Source organism: Bacteroides sp. RCH18, assembly GCF_058231005.1.
Map to the genome: position 1 here is coordinate 2,089,103 of NZ_JBIPTC010000001.1, position 17,608 is coordinate 2,106,710.

The 17,608-nt window shown below is 46.3% G+C and carries 12 protein-coding genes; 3 read left to right on the forward strand and 9 right to left on the reverse strand.

Annotation, left to right across the window (positions count from 1 at the left end; genetic code table 11):
• Nucleotides 1-42: 42 nt before the first annotated feature.
• From ACHLI0_RS08405 to ACHLI0_RS08420, 4 genes are all read right to left on the reverse strand, one after another.
• The gene (locus tag ACHLI0_RS08405) at nt 43-2,433 is read right to left on the reverse strand and encodes a TonB-dependent receptor (RefSeq protein WP_490748888.1); all 2,391 of its coding nucleotides are present in this window, start codon (nt 2,431-2,433) and stop codon (nt 43-45) included.
• A 196-nt stretch (nt 2,434-2,629) separates the two neighbouring features.
• Complete coding sequence (locus ACHLI0_RS08410) at nt 2,630-3,481, reverse strand: SDR family oxidoreductase (protein WP_490748889.1); 852 nt, start codon at nt 3,479-3,481, stop codon at nt 2,630-2,632.
• Nucleotides 3,478-4,701, reverse strand: a complete 1,224-nt coding sequence (locus ACHLI0_RS08415) for an NADH:flavin oxidoreductase (protein WP_490748890.1) — start codon at nt 4,699-4,701, stop codon at nt 3,478-3,480. Before ACHLI0_RS08415 ends, ACHLI0_RS08410 begins: the two co-directional genes overlap by 4 nt.
• Nucleotides 4,702-4,739: 38 nt before the next feature.
• Entirely contained in the window at nt 4,740-5,501 is a 762-nt protein-coding gene (locus ACHLI0_RS08420; protein WP_490748891.1) for a DUF1295 domain-containing protein, read from the reverse strand.
• A 171-nt stretch (nt 5,502-5,672) separates the two neighbouring features.
• Here ACHLI0_RS08420 and ACHLI0_RS08425 point away from each other — a divergent pair, with 171 nt between their 5' ends.
• The gene (locus ACHLI0_RS08425) at nt 5,673-5,831 is read left to right on the forward strand and encodes a hypothetical protein (RefSeq protein ID WP_008761044.1); all 159 of its coding nucleotides are present in this window, start codon (nt 5,673-5,675) and stop codon (nt 5,829-5,831) included.
• A 3-nt stretch (nt 5,832-5,834) separates the two neighbouring features.
• Complete coding sequence (locus ACHLI0_RS08430) at nt 5,835-6,470, forward strand: GNAT family N-acetyltransferase (protein WP_062694589.1); 636 nt, start codon at nt 5,835-5,837, stop codon at nt 6,468-6,470.
• A 396-nt stretch (nt 6,471-6,866) separates the two neighbouring features.
• Here ACHLI0_RS08430 and ACHLI0_RS08435 read toward each other — a convergent pair whose 3' ends face one another.
• Genes ACHLI0_RS08435 through ACHLI0_RS08445 form a run of 3 tightly spaced genes read right to left on the reverse strand, consistent with a single transcriptional unit; the run spans nt 6,867 to nt 11,684 of the window.
• Entirely contained in the window at nt 6,867-8,210 is a 1,344-nt protein-coding gene (locus ACHLI0_RS08435) for a citrate/2-methylcitrate synthase (RefSeq protein WP_008766471.1), read from the reverse strand.
• A gap of 25 nt (nt 8,211-8,235) precedes the next feature.
• Nucleotides 8,236-9,426, reverse strand: coding sequence for an NADP-dependent isocitrate dehydrogenase (icd, locus tag ACHLI0_RS08440; protein ID WP_016269563.1), 1,191 nt, complete (start codon nt 9,424-9,426; stop codon nt 8,236-8,238).
• A gap of 14 nt (nt 9,427-9,440) precedes the next feature.
• Entirely contained in the window at nt 9,441-11,684 is a 2,244-nt protein-coding gene (locus ACHLI0_RS08445; RefSeq protein ID WP_490748892.1) for an aconitate hydratase, read from the reverse strand.
• 66 nt (nt 11,685-11,750) lie between these two features.
• Between ACHLI0_RS08445 and ACHLI0_RS08450 the strand changes: the two genes are divergently transcribed.
• On the forward strand, nt 11,751-13,694 hold the full coding sequence (locus tag ACHLI0_RS08450; protein WP_490748893.1) for an AAA domain-containing protein: 1,944 nt from the start codon (nt 11,751-11,753) through the stop codon (nt 13,692-13,694).
• A 57-nt stretch (nt 13,695-13,751) separates the two neighbouring features.
• Here ACHLI0_RS08450 and ACHLI0_RS08455 read toward each other — a convergent pair whose 3' ends face one another.
• Together ACHLI0_RS08455 and ilvC are read right to left on the reverse strand one after the other, a co-directional pair.
• The gene (locus tag ACHLI0_RS08455) at nt 13,752-15,614 is read right to left on the reverse strand and encodes an LruC domain-containing protein (RefSeq protein WP_490749563.1); all 1,863 of its coding nucleotides are present in this window, start codon (nt 15,612-15,614) and stop codon (nt 13,752-13,754) included.
• 913 nt (nt 15,615-16,527) lie between these two features.
• Nucleotides 16,528-17,571, reverse strand: coding sequence for a ketol-acid reductoisomerase (gene ilvC / locus ACHLI0_RS08460; RefSeq protein ID WP_008761037.1), 1,044 nt, complete (start codon nt 17,569-17,571; stop codon nt 16,528-16,530).
• Between the last annotated feature and the right edge of the window lie 37 nt (nt 17,572-17,608).

Genomic DNA, 17,608 nt, shown 5'->3' on the forward strand with positions numbered 1-17,608 from the left:
CAAATTGTTTTTATTTCTCTCAGGTTTAAAATTCTTTCTGTTTCAATTTCCGCCGAAGTACACTCTCACTTTCCCATAGAAGGCACGACCGGCTTTCTGGAGACTGAAGTTATCATAGAGTTTTTCGTCAGTGAAGTTTTTACATTCGAACGATACGTTATATCGTCCATTCTTCAGACTGTAGGTGATGCCCAGATTATGTGAAAACTGTGTAGGCACTATGTCTTTGGTTTCCACCGCTCCCAATGCTTCGGAGTAAAGCGGAAAACCATGTACATACATATTGTCATAGGTAACGGTCAGCGTATTTCCTTTCTTCCAGAGGTTCCGCCAGAAGAAAGAGATGTCCGAATTGGCAAAACGGTAAGGCAGGTTCGGCATACGTGCGCCATAAGTCAGACTTTCCTGCCCGGTCTGCGTTTTCTCCACATTGTCACGCACGTCCATTTGTGTAAAGTTTCCGCCGATACTGACCCAGCAGGAGTAATTATAACGCGCGGAAATATGATAGCCTTTTGTTTCAACACTTCCATAGTTGCTGTAAGAACCGTATGAACGGTTGCTCGTAGTTTCGATACTGCGATAGATATAATCGGAAGTATTCCGGTAAATCAGTCCGGTTTCCACATACAAACCGTGTTTACCCAATTGGCGATTATAGCTCAAATTAAAATTGAGGTTATCACTTTTTTCCGGATTCAGTCCTATTTTTCCCAGTTCAAGGTCTTCGTCACCAAAAAGTTCTTCGTTCGTAGGCAGTCGGTAAGCCTTCTCATAAGAAAGTTTTGCCTGCAATCCCGAGAGGATGAAATAAGTACCGGCCGCGCCATATCCCACAGAGCTTACATTATTGGTGAGACGGACGTAGTTACTCGTTCCACTGGTCGATGCGGACACGGGCCCCGCATTATATTGGTTGTAATATTTCCCGAATACGGATAAATTCCAGTGCTCCGAAGGCATCAGCCTGTATGAAAATCCGGTTATATTTTTGCGGGTCACTTTGGCGATAGTGTTCGATTCATCGACAGAAACGGAGTTGTGGTTTTCACGATGAAAGGCGTTCAAGACGTGGTTCAGCACAAATGTATGCGCAGTGCCGATGTGGTAGTTGGCGGTAAAAGTAGCGTTCCAGTTGTCGTTGTCGGACTTCATATCCTGATATGACTGTTCTCCTTTTCTCCCTTTCAGAGAGGTTTTCTCACCAAGCCAGTTGAAACGGTACGTTGCCGTATCGACATTGTTTGTAAAGTTCCGGTTGTAATTGGCTGTAAATGCTACGTCCAGATTCCTGACGAATAAATTACGTTTACGATATTCCAGGGAAGGCATCAGAGAGTTTCCCTTACGATATTTTTCACCAAATACGACCTTTTGTACCACTCCTGTCTGGATTTCTTTGTACATACGCGAGTACGCCAGTCCGATCATCAGACGATCCGCCCATTTCTTGTCAACCAGCCCTACTTTGCCGACAACAGCCTCGTTGTGATAGTTATCATGAAAGCGTTTCACATGTTCTACCTTGTCCGTATTGATAGCCGAGCCGCCGCCTTCATAAAACTCTTCGACAGGGGTATCCACATAGTAACTGTTGTCAGAATAGTTTTGGAAAGCATTGATTTCGTAAGTCAGTCCATTCTTGAAGGTCTGTCCGAAGTTGACGTACGATTTATGTGTATTGAATGAGCCGTAAGAGTAGGATGCGTCCAGAAACCAGTTTTTCCGGTTTTTATTGGTTACGATATTGATAACTCCGCCCAAGGCATCCGTCCCGAACCCGACAGGCACTACGCCACGGTACACTTCGATGCGGTCAGCAAAGTTAATGGGAATGTTGTTCAGTCCGAAAGAACTTCCTACGCCCTCCTGCGGCACTCCGTCAATAAACAGCTTGACGTGCTTGCCGGAAAATCCGTCCAGCGAAAGAATCATATCCGACCCCACTCCTCCGGCTTCCCGAAGTTTGAGTCCCGGAACTTTTGCCAAGGCATCAGAAAGGTTTTGTGTACTGTTATGCAGACTTTTCGCATCAATTGCCACCGCATTAAAGGCAGATTTATTCACCCGGCTCACTGCAGAAGTGGACACTACCACTTCATTCAGTTCCGTCACCTGCGGAGCAATCGTTACATTGACCCTTATTCTTTCACCGGCTTTCAGTGTCACTTTCTTTTCTACTGTCGTATACCCAATGGCCGATACAACCAGTGTGTAGTCGCCTGCTACCGCTTTCAAGTGATACAATCCCTTTTCATCTGTAGTCGCTCCTCTGTTCGTCCCTTTCAGATATACAGTCGCAAAGTCCACCACTTCTTTTTCTACAGTAGAAATCACTCTTCCGGAAATCATCCCTCCGGATCGCCCATATTGAGAAAATGCTGACACTGAAAATAAGAACGCAAGAAAAACCAGAAAACTTTTATTGATCATCTCTTTTTACTCTATTTACTTAATACCTACTATATAGCTCCGATAACGAATTCTAAAACGATACAAAGGTAGTGACAAATAGAGATGCGGGACAATCCCCATCTATTGGTAAAAATAGATCAACAAAAAGAAGATATCCGGAGATACACAATACCTAAAAATAAGTAATCACAGCATAAATTAAATAAAAACAGTCTTATTTCAACCAGCGTTCCAAAGCCTGTTCCGTTTCCTGCCACAGTTGTTTTTGCTGCACATGGCAGAGGTATTTTTCGGACAGCTGCTTCCTGTGGCTGCTCGCATAAAGCTGTCCGCTGACTCCGGCCACTGCCTCATCCAGCAAGAGGCCGACGGCAGTGGAAGCCCCTTTCTTCGGCGTGCGGATAAAGGGGCGGAAAAAGAGATCCGTCAGCGGGTCAAACCACTGGTGCATAGTGATGATGTTGGTAGAAACAATGCCGGGATCGGCGGCATTGACAGTGATTCCTTTTTCACGGAGGCGTTCCGAAAGTTCGATAGTAAACAGCATCAAAGCCAGTTTTGTATTGCTGTAAACAGGGATTCGCCAAAAACTTCCCTTTCTTCCCTGCCGGAAGAAATCGGGAAAATCGAGGCGACCGATCGCATACGTGCAAGAAACCATGTTTACAATACGGGCTCCGCGTGTCAATGCCGGAAGGAGTTTCCGGGTAAGCAGATACGGCCCCAGATAGTTCACACTGACCGTTCGTTCAAAGCCGTCGGAGGTGATGTGAAGTCCGGTTTCCATCGTTCCGGCGTTATTCATCAGCAGGGAAACGGGGAGATGGCGCTCCACAATCCGGTCGGCAAAAGAAGCTGTCGATGCCATGGAAGACAGATCGACTGCCATGACTTCCAGGTTTACGTTTCCTATCTCGTTCACTAGACGCTGCCGTATCGGTTCCGCTTTGGACGGACGATAGCAAGCCATAATAATATGGTAACCGGCTTCGGCTACGGCACGGGTGATTTCCGTTCCCATGCCGCCGTCGGCACCGGTGATGATTGCCCATTTCTCTTCACTCATTGCTTTTCCAGTTTTTCAATCTCCCGTTGCAGGCAGGGAGGCAGTTTTTCTTTCAGATGTTGGTGGCAGGCCATTTCGATAGTGTACATCCGCCCGATGCAGTAGTTGCTGTGTCCGCAGTTACAGCGCGCCTGCTCTTCCCGCCTCATCCGGTTGACAAACTCCGGTTCGTTGAGCAACGCACGTGCCATCTGGACGGCATCGAAGCCGGCATCCAATACTTCATCTATCTTTTCGCGGGACACTAGTCCGCCCACATAAATCAACGGGGCTTCCGGAAGTGCCGCCCGAAATTTCAGTGCATCCTCCAGGAAATAGGCTTCCCGGAAAGGAACGGTCGGAATCATCCACTTTCCAAACATCCGGACTCCGTATTTCAGCCACCAGCAGTCCATGTAGTAAGCCATCGAACGAATCGGCATCGCTCCCCGCATGACGTACATTGGGGCCTTGCTGACGAATCCTCCGCTCAGTACCAATGCGTGCGCGCCCAATGCCAACAGGCGTCTGGCCACTTGCAGAGATTCATCGGTTTCCATGCCGCCTTTGAAGCCATCGCGCATATTCATTTTTACAATGACTGCCATGTCGCTTCCCGCCGCTGTCATCACCTCGTTCATCACCATTTCCATAAAGCGCATCCGGTTTTGGAGCGAGCCGCCGTATTCGTCTTTCCGGTGATTGGTGTAGGGAGACAGGAACTGGCTGATCAGATATCCGTGTCCGGCGTGTACCTCAACGGCGTCGAAGCCGGCTTCCCGTGCCAAGTGGACAGCCCGTCCGTAGGCTCTGGCCATCTCCGGCAACTCTTCTCTCTTCATGCCACGCACGAATGTAGGAGAATAGAGATTGAAACCGGAAGAAGCTGAAATGGGAGTGGTTCCGCAAATCTTTTTATGGGACATATTTCCGCAGTGCCCTATCTGAATGCCTGCTGCTGCACCTTCCGCGTGTATAGCTCCGGTCACTTCACGCAAACCGGAAATGATTTCCGGACGCAGCCACAGCTGGCGGTCAAAGGAAAGTCCGCTTTGTGTCACGGCTGCATAGGCTACAGTCGTCATCCCTACTCCGCCCGCAGCCACCGAGCGGTGGTAATCGAGCAGCATTTGTGAAGGGGCGTTACCTGGACACATGCTTTCAAAAGCGGCAGAGCGGATCGTACGATTCCGCAGCGTCAATGGACCGAAAGTGACAGGGGTGAAAAGTTTAGATTCCATAGTACGCTATTTTATGTCAATAGATAATTTATTTCAAATCAATAGATAAAAGGAAATACACGTTTGCGTTCGCCTACTTCCGAGCCAAATTCTTCACGGTAGCGATGCCAGATTGCATTGGCACGGGGGACGAGATTGGCCACTGTCCACCAGAAGAATACAAGTCCGGACAGTGAACAGGTCAGTATTGCCCAGCCTGCCCATTCGATGATTTCGCCCAGATAATTGGCGGAAGTAACATAGCGGTACATCCCTTTTTGGGGCAGATAATGACGGGTATCCCCCGGTTTGCGCAAATGACGGATGATATAGTCCGAATGCCAGTTCATCAACATGCCCGCAAAGAAAAGCAGACTGCCCGCAATAAACCATGCGGAAGTGAACCAGCCGGAATGATACATTCCCTCGGGTGAGAGATAAAATATCCATTCACCCTGCATATAGCCGTTCAATAGATTGAACAGGATTCCCATCGACATGATTGCCAGCGGCATTTTACTTTTTCCGGTCAGCAGCAGGGGAAAGACGAAGGCGCGCTGAAAATAATGAATCTGAAAGAAGACAAAGAATGTCAGTATGACCGGATCAAAACGACGCTCCGATTGCATCCACATCCAGCACATGACCAGAAATACGGGGGCTTCCATCAGTATCCACGCCAGCTTGTTGGAAATGGCAACTCCCCAGGAGGCGGTGCGAAATATCCCGTAACCGGCTTTCACAAAGTAGAGGGCGATGAAAACAATCAGAGCGGTCAGACTCATGACGCCCAAAAATAGATTAAAGGCAGCTATACTCATCTTGATTTTCTTTTGAGATTCACAAAAATAACAAAAAAAGAAAAGAATGGTCACAAAAATAACTCAAATAAAAAACAGATCAAACGACAACAGACTTCCGGCATTCTTTGTTTATTCATTAAAAATCAGCTATCTTTGCAGTTGGTTATGAACTAAATAATAGAAAAAGCAATGGCAATGGAAATTAAAGCCATACCGACCTTAAAAGGAAAAGAAGCGGAACACTTCGTTAAGGCAGCGGACAAGGCTTATAAAAATCAAAACAAACAAGACTTCAGCAAACATGTGCTGGAAGCCCGTGCTGTGCTCAAAAAGGCTAAAATGTTATAAAACATGGGATTTCTTTTTGAGAAATGTACTTTTGCCGTACTTGATGAAGATACGATTAAAGAATGTGACCCTTTCTCATGTGGGCACCAAGACTTAGACGACTTCTTTCATAACGATGCTCCTCTCTATAATGCACAGCTATTAGGAAAAAGTTACTGTTTTCGTTCTGATAAAAAGCCTTCGGACATAGTATGTGCCTTCACTGTTTCTAACGATAGTATCAGAGTAAATATCCTCCCCAACAGCAGGGAAAAGAAAGTTCAGAAAGACATTCCCCGAGCCAAACAAATGCGCCGCTATCCGGGTGTATTAATCGGCAGACTTGGAATCAATAAAGAATACAAGCATCAGGGCATAGGCAGTGATCTGATGACTTTCATAAAATCATGGTTCATTGATGCGGGAAACAAAACAGGGTGTCGCTTTTTAATTGTTGACGCTTACAATGAAAATATTCCTCTGAACTATTATCTGAAAAACGGTTTCAAATACCTTTTCTCTACGGAAGCGCAAGAAGTGGAATATACAGGCTTTGAAACCGGAACGCATCTAAAAACACGCTTAATGTATTTTGATTTAATAGACATTATACCTTATCCCAATAATAGCAGCAAAGACGCAATCGACGGTAATTATTAAAATAACAAGTTTGTTCTCAACAGGTCACCTGTCCATAATCTCTCCTCCAGCAAAGGGAAAGATCATAGTTCACTGATATCCAAAGAAATAGAATGTATAATTCATCGGTTGTAGAAACGCCCTTTTAACGTAGCGTTAAAAGGGCGTTTCTACCTGCCAGGCTGTGCCCTTTCTACCAACGATAAATGCCTTAGCCTCCATCGGATGAAAAATACAGCAGCCGCAAAGTGTTAAATGTTAAATGAACATCGGATGTTCTTCCTGAAACAAGTCACCCCAGACGTACAACCGGGTACTACCAAGATGTACAACTGGGGATTACCAAGACGTACATGCAGGGATTGCCGAGATGTACGTCTGAGGTTAGTTATTATTGCATAAAAGGATTTGTTCTTATCAGCGTTTCTTGATGGGGATATAAGCCAGATCATCAAGAACATTTTTATAAGCCGGACGGATAATACGTTTGCCCTCGAAGTTCAGTTCTTCATTGCGGTGCGCACACCAGCCGACAATACGAGCCATGGCAAACAGCGGAGTGAAAATCTCCTGCGGCAAACCAATCATCTCATATACGAAGCCCGAATAGAAGTCGATATTGCTGGAAACCGTCTTTCCGTTGTTCTTCACACGTCCGAAAGTAGCGATGGCACGCTCTTCAAGCAGTTCGAGGAAAGCGAACTCCTCTTCTTTTCCTTTCTCACGGGCAAGGTCACGAGCCAGTTCTTTCAGCAACAGCGCACGAGGATCAGAAATTGTGTAAACAGCATGACCGATACCGTAAATCAATCCGGTCTTATTATACACTTCCTTATTCAGCATTCGTGTGAAATAGGTATCTATCTCGTCCACGCTCTTCCAGTCCTTGATGTTCTCCTGCAAGTGATGGAACATATCGGCCACCTGGATATTTGCGCCTCCGTGAAGCGGACCTTTCAACGAACCGATACCTGCGGCGATGGCCGAATATGTATCTGTTCCGGTGGAAGAAGTCACACGAACCGTGAAAGTCGAGTTGTTACCACCGCCGTGTTCTGCCTGCAAAATCAATAGCAAGTCGAGCGTACGGGCATCCAGTTCCGTATAATCTTTTTTGAGCATATAGAGGAAATTCTCGGCAATAGAGAGTTTCTCCTGCGGATGACGGATGTGCAGGGAACGGCCGAATGTAGCATGGCGGAGCATATTATAAGCATACGCAATGATGGTCGGAAACTTGGAGATAAGATCGATACTCTGGCGCATCAGATTATCGCGGGAAGTATCGTCGGCATCGGGATCGAAACGGTACATTTCGAGTACGCTGCGCGAAAGAATATTCATGATATTATTTCCCTCCAGCTCGATAATATTCATTTTCGTCTTCTGTTCGAGCGCCATATTGTCATTGATCAGTTCGCGGAAAGAAGCCAGTTCTTCCTTGTCCGGCAGGCGACCGGAAAGCAGCAGATAAGCCACTTCTTCGAAGCCGAAACGTTTTTCCTTGATGATGGCGTGGGAAATGTCTTCCACATCGTAGCCCCGATAGAACAATTTTCCCGGAATTGGCTTCAGACCGCCGCCGGGGATACGTTCGTAACCTACCACATTACCAATCTTTGTCAGACCTACCAATACACCGGTGCCATCTTCATTACGCAGTCCACGCTTCACGTCAAACTTGGGGAACAATTCATTGTCAATCCGGGTTGCCTCTTTCATCTCCTCGGAGAGCTTGTAAATCAAATACTCTTTCTTCATAATACTTCGTTTTTAATCGTTACATTTACTTTTCGATTCTTTCCACAATTTCGCGTGTGAAAGCGGTGGTAGACAGGGATGTACCTCCCGGCATAAAGCGAGCCAGATCGTGCGTGGCACGGGCATCGAGGAAACTCTGTTCCAACGCCTTTTCGATAAGCGCGGCCGCTTCTTTCCATCCCAGATATTCAAGCATCATCACCGCCGAAAGAATGATAGAACAAGGATTCACGACATCCTTTCCGGCAATGTTGGGGGCGGTTCCATGAGTCGCTTCAAAAATGGCGTGCCCCGTCTTGTAGTTAATATTTGCTCCCGGAGCAATGCCGATGCCGCCTACCATTGCCGCCAACTGGTCGGAAACGTAGTCTCCGTTCAGGTTCAGCGTGGCAATCACGGAATACTCTTCGGGAATCAGTAATGTATTTTGCAGGAAAGCATCGGCGATGCAGTCCTTTATCACCAACCGGCCGTCTGCCAAGGCGTCGCCGAACTCACGTTGCGCCAGCTCATAGCCCCATTTCTTGAAGCCTCCTTCGGTGAACTTCATGATGTTTCCTTTGTGCACCAGTGTCACGGAAGGCAGATGATGGTCGAGCGCATACTGGCAGGCAGCCCGCACAAGACGTTCCGTGCCCTCACGGGAAACAGGTTTCACTCCAAAAGAAGAGGTCTCGGGGAAGCGGACTTTCGTCACTCCCATCTCGTTTTTCAGGAATTGATAGAACTTTTCGGCTTCGGGAGTACCTGCCTCCCACTCGATTCCTGCATATATATCCTCCGTATTTTCACGGAACACGCACATGTTCACTTTTTCCGGTGCTTTCACCGGAGAATGAACGCCTTGATACCAACGGACCGGACGCAGACAAACATATAAATCCAAGGTTTGGCGCAAAGCCACGTTCAAAGAACGGATTCCACCGCCGACAGGGGTCGTCAGCGGACCCTTGATGCCGATCAGATATTCTTGGAAAGCCTTCATCGTTTCATCCGGCAGCCAAGAGCCTGTCTCGTTGAAAGCGCGTTCGCCCGCCAGCACTTCTTTCCATTCAATCCGGCGTTTGCCGCCGTATGCTTTCTGAACAGCCGCGTTCACAACGGCTTGCATCGACGGAGTTACTTCCGCTCCTACTCCGTCTCCGGTAATATAAGGTACGACAGGCACATCGGGCACCGACAGCGTACCATCTTTTTGCATGGTTATTTTGTTCATTTCTATCATTTTAATTATCTGGCATTCAAGGCAGAGCCGGCACGGAACCAGGCAATCTGCTGTTCGTTGTATGTATGTTGCGCTTCAAAACTCTCTTTCGTTCCGTCTTCATGATGGAGAACGACGGTCAGATTCCGTCCCGGAGCAAAGTCGGGCAAACCGATGACTGAAAGGAGATCGTGCTCCTGTATCTTGTCATAATCCGCTTTGTCCGCAAAGGTAAGGGCAAGCATACCCTGCTTTTTCAGATTCGTTTCGTGGATACGGGCGAAGCTCTTGGCGAGAATCACACGCACATTCAGGAAACGGGGTTCCATTGCCGCATGCTCGCGACTGGAGCCTTCTCCATAGTTTTCTTCGGCCACGACAATGGAGGGGATTCCTTCGGATTTATACATTTTGGCTGTGCCCGAAACGGTTCCGTAGGTGTTTGTCGAACGGTTCCACACGTTGTTCGTTTCGCCATTGAACGCATTCACGGCTCCCATCAGCATATTATCCGAAATATTCTCCAAATGTCCGCGGAAACGCAGCCACGGTCCCGCCATCGAAATATGGTCGGTAGTACATTTGCCCTGCGCCTTAATCAGCAGAGGCATATTGAGTATATCTTGTCCGTCCCAAGCAGGGAAAGGAGTCAGCAGTTGCAGGCGTTGGGAAGCCGGGTTGACGTTGATCGCTGTTTTCGTCCCGCCGGGGGTGATATAGCCTTCATTGCCGGAGGTAAAACCTCTCAAGGGGAGTTCATCTCCTACGGGTTCGGCCAGTTTCACTTTCTCGCCGTCATGGTTCATCAATCTGTCTTTCAGCGGATTGAAGCAAAGATCACCGGCAATGGTCAGTGCCATCGTCAGTTCGGGAGAAGCAACAAAGGCGTATGTGTTCGGATTGCCGTCCGCACGTTTGGCAAAGTTACGGTTGAAGGATGTGACGATCGAGTTCTTCCGCGTCGGGTCGTCCGTATGACGTTTCCACTGACCGATGCAAGGACCGCAGGCATTTGCCATGATCACGGCGCCGATCTGCATGAAGTCATCCATCATTCCGTCTCTTTCGGCAGTAGCGCGGATTTGCTCGGAACCCGGATTGATGATCAACGGGGAAGCCACACTCAGATTCTTTTCCTTCACCTGCCTCGCAAGGGATGCGGCACGGCTGAGATCTTGGTAAGAAGAGTTGGTACACGAACCGATCAGTCCGACTTCCATCTTACGCGGATAGCCGTTCAGTAATACTTTTTCTGCAAATTCAGAGATAGGGGTAGCGGCATCCGGTGTGAAAGGGCCGTTGATATAAGGTTCGAGCGTGGACAAGTCAATGTCGATGACACGGTCGTAGTACTTTTCCGGTTCGTCCGTCACCTGTTGGTCCGCACGGAGCTCACAGTCCACGGCTTCCGCCAGTTCCACGATACGATCTCTGCCGGTGGCTCTCAGATAAGTAGCCATGCGCCCGTCGAACGGGAAAAGCGAAGTGGTAGCTCCTACTTCCGCACCCATATTGCAAATGGTCGCTTTGCCGGTAGCCGACAGGGAAGCTGTTCCCGGTCCGAAATATTCGATGATGGAGTTCGTTCCTCCTTTTACGGTCAGAATCCCAGCAAGTTTCAGGATGACATCTTTCGGGGAAGTCCAGCCGCTCAGTTTTCCGGTCAGGCGGACACCGATAATCCTTGGCATTTTCAGTTCCCATTCCATACCTGTCATCACGTCTACGGCATCCGCACCGCCGACACCGATGGCCACCATGCCCAGTCCTCCGGCATTCGGAGTGTGAGAGTCGGTTCCTACCATCATTCCGCCGGGGAAAGCGTAATTTTCGAGCACTACCTGGTGAATGATTCCGGCGCCCGGCTTCCAGAAGCCGATGCCGTAACGAGAGGATACATCGCACAAAAAGTCGTAAACTTCTTCGTTTGTTTTGGTTGCCGTAGCGATGTCCTCCTTTGCTCCTTTGTACGCTTGTATCAAGTGGTCACAGTGCACGGTGGAGGGAACAGCCACTTTTTCTTTTCCTGCATTCATGAATTGAAGCAATGCCATCTGGGCAGTCGCGTCCTGCATAGCGACGCGGTCGGGACGGAAATTTACGTAGTCTTCACCCCGTTTGTAGTTTTTCACATCGCCCTCATTGAACAGATGGGCATACAGAATCTTTTCGGCTAACGTCAAAGGGCGTTTCAAAACAGCCCGCACGTGTTCCACTTTTCCTTTATAAGCAGAATAAAAAGCCTCTAACATAGTCAAATCATACACCATATTGCTTTTATTTTTTTTAGTCTATCTATAAAAATAACGAACGGCGTTCGAGGAATGTTTAACAAAATGAAATATATTTTCTTCTCAGGAAGAAGATTTATTACCTTTGCATCTATTATGAATAATCATCCGAAAAGTCCAATCATCGACCTTCAGCAACAACAACTCCTGCTACGCATGGAGTATGAACACGAAAAGGAGGAATTCAAGCGGCAGACTGAAACAATGGGTGTCGCCCGCAAAGTGAAACGTGGTCTGTGCTGGTATCCCGCCTCTCCCGGTCGAAGTTACTACAATTCTCTAAATCAACTTGTAATAGATATTACACGTACCGAAAATAAAGAAATCGAGCATTCCTTCGAATTCGGTCGTCCCGTCTGCTTTTTCCGGCAGTCATTTGACGGAAAAGTGAATTACATGAATTTCATTGCAACAGTGAGTTATGCGGACGACGAACGGATGGTGGTCGTGCTTCCCAGTGCGGGCGCCTTGCTGGAACTGCAAACGGAAGAGGTGCTGGGTGTACAACTTTATTTCGATGAAACGTCCTATCGTGCCATGTTTGAAGCGCTGGAAGACACGATCCGCGCTAAGGGCAACCGCCTTGCCGAACTCCGGGACACCTTGCTGGGAACACAAAAGCCGGGATTCCGCGAATTGTATCCCGTCCGTTTCCCGTGGCTGAACAGCACGCAGGAAACAGCCGTAAACAAAGTGTTATGCACACGCGATGTCGCCATCGTTCACGGCCCTCCGGGAACGGGAAAGACTACCACGCTCGTGGAAGCCATTTACGAAACGCTTCACCGCGAACCGCAGGTGCTGGTCTGCGCCCAAAGTAATACGGCAGTGGACTGGATTTGCGAGAAACTAGTGGACCGGGGTGTGCCTGTGCTCCGCATTGGTAACCCTACACGTGTTAATGACAAAATGCTCTCTTTCACCTACGAACGCCGCTTTGAGAATCATCCTGCCTACCCCGAACTTTGGGGAATCCGAAAATCGATCCGTGAAATGGGCAGCCGGATGCGTCGGGGAAGTTACTCCGAAAGGGAAGGAATGCGCAGCCGGATGAGCCGCCTCCGCGACCGTGCCACCGAACTGGAAATCCTGATCAACGCCGATCTTTTCGACAGTGCCCGTGTGATTGCTTCTACGCTGGTCAGCAGCAATCACCGTTTGCTCAACGGACGGCGTTTCCCCACCTTATTTATTGATGAAGCCGCCCAGGCACTCGAAGCCGCCTGTTGGATCGCCATCCGAAAGGCCGACCGGGTGATTCTTGCCGGCGACCATTGCCAGCTCCCTCCTACAATCAAATGTATCGAAGCCGCCCGTGGCGGACTGGACCACACTTTAATGGAAAAGGTCGTGCAGCAAAAACCTTCTGCCGTCTCGCTGCTCAAAATGCAATACCGGATGCACGAAGCAATCATGCGCTTTCCCTCCGAATGGTTCTACAACGGGGAACTGGAAGCCGCACCGGAAGTGCGCAACCGGGGCATCCTTGACTTCGACACTCCCATGAACTGGATAGATACCTCGGAAATGGACTTCCACGAAGAGTTTGTAGGCGAGAGCTTCGGGCGCATCAACAAGCAGGAAGCCAACTTGTTACTGCAAGAACTGGAAGCCTATATCAACCGGATCGGCAAAGCACGCATCCTAGACGAAAGCATCGACTTCGGTCTGATTTCGCCCTACAAGGCGCAAGTGCAATATCTGAGAAGTAAAATCAGAGGAAGCAGTTTTCTCCGCCCTTTCCGCAGCCTCATCACTGTCAACACGGTAGACGGCTTTCAGGGACAGGAACGGGACGTCGTCTTTATCAGCCTTGTCCGGGCGAATGAGGACGGACAGATCGGTTTTCTGAATGATTTAAGACGAATGAACGTAGCCATTACCCGCGCCCGGATGAAACTCGTGATTTTAGGGGATGCAACGACGCTTACCAAGCATGCGTTCTACCGGAAATTAATTACATATATCAAACAAAGCGGCCTATCATAAAATAAGGGAGCCTCCTTCAGTCGAAGGAAGCCCCACTTACAAACAAAACAAACTATATTATTTTCCCAAATACCAATCTTTGTCCTTTGCTCCATTGGACTCAGCCCAGGAGACAAAACGGGGATAAGTCTTGTCTACTGCCTCCCTTTCCTCCGTCGAATAGACCTCCGCATCAGATAAGTTGATTGCAAACGGATATTTTGAAGCAGATACATAATAAATCCCAGCATTCAAATCGGATAAATCCTCACCTGTATGGAACAAGGCTTTCTTCGCTTTCTCCGTAGGTTTATGATTGACTAAATGTACTTCTGTCCGGTCATATCCCGTATACTTAAAAACGCTGATAAATGGATTATATGGAGCTCCTCCTAAGACCTCGTGATCGACGGGAGTCTTAAATTTATTCGTGACATTCACTGTTGATGTCTTCGTATTATCACCTGTCTCAGTTTTAACATCCACAAATACCGGAATAGTAGCAAGAGCCAAATCCTGATCTACCTCAAGAGACGATTCGACATTCGATTTATCTGTATTTAACTGATAAATAAAACTATTGCTATAAGAGGCTCCGGACCACAATGCAGTGAACGTGTCTTTCGTAGAAAGCACTTCATTCTTTGTATTAAAACTTAATACAGAATTGTATTTTACAACTACATCATTCAAATCGTAATCCCCCTTGGACGGCCAGTTATCCTCAAAAGCTAAAATACCTTTGTAGGTCATACTATATGCAATTGAACTATCGTCAGGGTTTCCGGGAGGAGTAACCTCAGGCAAATCCGGAGTGACAATAGCTTCAATAGGGTCTGACCATACATTAAACATCACGTCATTATAATCCTGGTCAGTCCAGTCTTCAAAAGAGAGAACAACAAAATCATTAATTCTAAAAGCAACAGTATGAGTACGTCCATCAGTATTCAACTTTGGAGTTGAATAGAACATTCCTTTTCCGGCACCAATATTTCCTTTCCAAAAAGCTGCATTTCTAATGAACCAGCCAATTTTTATACCTTCGGGAAAATCGGTTCCACGATCCACCCCGTTTTCATCAATATAATGTAACGCGACACATTCCCCTCCTTTTATACCGATTCCAGTTCTTGTATTAGGAAATACAATATATTTCTTGGCTTTCTTTATTTCTTCAATAGAAGCATCCGCCTTGTAACAATAATATCCAAATGTACTGTAAGCACTACTCTTACCGCCAATAAAACGTACCTTTACATGGGCAGGTTCCTTTATTTCAAAATCAACCGACTGACGATATTTTTGCGGACATTTCCCATCTTCCGGAAGTGTACGGTTTATTGCATTCATTATTGATTGAGACAAGCTTAGCGCTCCCTCACTATCCAAATAATCAGGACGACCATTTTCATCCCAGTCACCCAATATATTAAAAGCCTTTGGATACGTAAAATTACTTTCCGCTCGTGTTGGAGCCGCGGAAACAAAATCATACATAGTATCCCAGGATATATCAGCTTGAATCTTATTTCCCTGAAGAGTTGTCTTATAGAGCGCAGGCACTCCGATATAAGAAGAATAAATATAAATGTCACCATCCAAATAACCGGGAATCACTTCCAAGCCGGTATATTTACCATTTCCATCAGTCATTCTGGTCACTTTCGGCACAACATCAGTACGTTTTACAACTTGTCCTTCTTCATCTATTTTAAATGGATTCTCAAAATAGACATCAAAAAGTACTTGATAACCTTCAGGAACCTCATACTGCACATTTAACTGTACCTGTTGAGTTGTACTGTAATCAAAGTTGTTAGGAGTTTGGGGTTCATCCGGACGAGAATAGTCTGTATCTTTACCGATACAACTTGCAATAACAATGCCAAGTAAAGCATAAACAACTATTACTTTCAAAATACATGAATAGCTTCTCATTTTTAAATTTGTTTTAGTTTGTTGAAGCAAAGATAAATATAAACTTGCATATTTTATGCATAATTCTAATATATTTTTAATAAAAGACGAAAATACATATCTTACAGCCTCTCGCAAAGTTGTATAATATAACTATATTTACTGTTTTTTGGACTCACTTTATAGACAGAAATAACAAGTTTCCGCATATCTGATGAAAAGATGACCTCTTCACTCTAATCCTCAGTTAAGTTTATTGAGCACATGATATTGCTTGACAACAGGCTCAATTCTCTCCCCTTGAGCAACTCCGGCAGGAGTTGATGTAATCCTAGTCCCCGCCATAACACCAACATTCAGATATTTATGGATGAGAGGAATTAATCCTAAAACATGCGCCTATGTTGGGTATATCAAAAAGAAGCCCCCTTTCTCACGAAAGAGGACTCCCATTTACAAACAAAACAAACAATGTTATTTTCCCACTAAATTCTGTTCCAAAAGCTCTGTCTTAAATACAATTTAACGCATACTTTTTCCTGCTACAGAATAAAATTCTGCATCATATCAACGAATCACTAATGGAACACGAAATATAAAAAGGACTTGAAATGGTATTACAGCTACCATTCGGTAGAGAATAACTTAAATATCTTTTAATGTAACATTCTGATATACTATTCATTAAAGAAGAAATCATCTTCATACGTATCGATCTTCTGTAAGTAAAAAGTTTCTTCATTGCCTATTCTGTTTTATTTGTTGCCGTAAAGGTAATCATAAATGCTCTTTTTCACCTATATTATCAGTATCTTTTAATCTTTTTTTCTACTTTCATCCTTTTTCTATTACTCAAAAGACCGGTATCTACATAGAAAAGGCGGGAAAATACGCTTTTCCCGCCTTTTGAAAAACTTATATAGTATAAGTCTGATTAATTATTTTCCGGACGAAGTTTACGAACTGTCACGGCAGTCTGCCACATTTCGCTTTCGCGCAATGCTTTCAGTTCTTCTTCCAGTTTCTCACGATAATCCGGTTTGGAGTTAGAGTCGATTGAAATCTGTGCTTCGTTACCAGTCTTCACACTGTGATACAACTTTTCAACGACCGGTTTGATAGCATCGTGGAAGGGGCCCATCCAGTCGAGAGCACCACGTTGAGCTGTAGTAGAGCAGTTAGCATACATCCAGTCCATACCGTTCTTTGCAAACAACGGCATCAATGACTGAGTCAGCTCTTCTACAGTTTCGTTGAATGCTTCGGAAGGAGTGTGACCGTTTTCACGCAACACTTCGTATTGTGCCAGCAACAGACCCTGGATAGCTCCCATCAGTGAACCACGTTCGCCTGTCAGGTCGGAAGTAGCTTCGCGGATGAAAGTTGTTTCGAACAAATAACCTGAACCGATACCGATACCCAGTGCGATTGTTCTGTCCATCGCGTTGCCTGTTGCATCCTGATAGATAGCGTAAGAAGAGTTCAAGCCGCGACCTTCAAGGAACATAGTACGCAAGGATGTACCCGAACCTTTAGGAGCAACCATGATTACGTCGATATCGGCAGGAGGAACTACACCTGTGCGGTCACTCCATGTAATAGCAAAACCATGAGAGAAATAAAGAGCTTTTCCTGCAGTCAGGTAAGGCTTGATAGTAGGCCATACAGACATTACTGCTGCATCAGACAACAGGCACATAATGATCGTACCTTTTTCGCAAGCTTCTTCAATACCGAACAAAGTTTCACCCGGAACCCATCCGTCAGCAACCGCTTTGTCATATGTCTTTCCCTGGCGTTGACCAACGATTACATTGAAACCGTTATCACGAAGGTTCAGAGCCTGTCCGGGACCTTGTACGCCATAACCGATTACAGCGATTGTTTCATTTTTCAATACTTCACGAGCTTTTTCCAATGGAAATTCATCACGGATAACTACATTTTCTACAGTTCCGCCAAAATTCAACTGTGCCATTTTTTTTTGTTTTTTTGTTTTGATGACTTGCGCCATC

What these genes read in the sequence shown, in the direction of transcription:
- ACHLI0_RS08410 (WP_490748889.1), bottom strand. Translation starts at nt 3,481, where the DNA reads ATGAGTGAAGAGAAATGGGCAATCATCACCGGTGCCGACGGCGGCATG.
- ACHLI0_RS08420 (WP_490748891.1), bottom strand. Translation starts at nt 5,501, where the DNA reads ATGAGTATAGCTGCCTTTAATCTATTTTTGGGCGTCATGAGTCTGACC.
- ACHLI0_RS08425 (WP_008761044.1), top strand. Translation starts at nt 5,673, where the DNA reads ATGGCAATGGAAATTAAAGCCATACCGACCTTAAAAGGAAAAGAAGCG.
- ilvC (WP_008761037.1), bottom strand. Translation starts at nt 17,571, where the DNA reads ATGGCACAGTTGAATTTTGGCGGAACTGTAGAAAATGTAGTTATCCGT.
- ACHLI0_RS08405 (WP_490748888.1), bottom strand. Translation starts at nt 2,433, where the DNA reads ATGATCAATAAAAGTTTTCTGGTTTTTCTTGCGTTCTTATTTTCAGTG.
- ACHLI0_RS08430 (WP_062694589.1), top strand. Translation starts at nt 5,835, where the DNA reads ATGGGATTTCTTTTTGAGAAATGTACTTTTGCCGTACTTGATGAAGAT.
- ACHLI0_RS08435 (WP_008766471.1), bottom strand. Translation starts at nt 8,210, where the DNA reads ATGAAGAAAGAGTATTTGATTTACAAGCTCTCCGAGGAGATGAAAGAG.
- ACHLI0_RS08455 (WP_490749563.1), bottom strand. Translation starts at nt 15,614, where the DNA reads ATGAGAAGCTATTCATGTATTTTGAAAGTAATAGTTGTTTATGCTTTA.
- ACHLI0_RS08450 (WP_490748893.1), top strand. Translation starts at nt 11,751, where the DNA reads ATGAAATATATTTTCTTCTCAGGAAGAAGATTTATTACCTTTGCATCT.
- ACHLI0_RS08445 (WP_490748892.1), bottom strand. Translation starts at nt 11,684, where the DNA reads ATGGTGTATGATTTGACTATGTTAGAGGCTTTTTATTCTGCTTATAAA.
- icd (WP_016269563.1), bottom strand. Translation starts at nt 9,426, where the DNA reads ATGAACAAAATAACCATGCAAAAAGATGGTACGCTGTCGGTGCCCGAT.
- ACHLI0_RS08415 (WP_490748890.1), bottom strand. Translation starts at nt 4,701, where the DNA reads ATGGAATCTAAACTTTTCACCCCTGTCACTTTCGGTCCATTGACGCTG.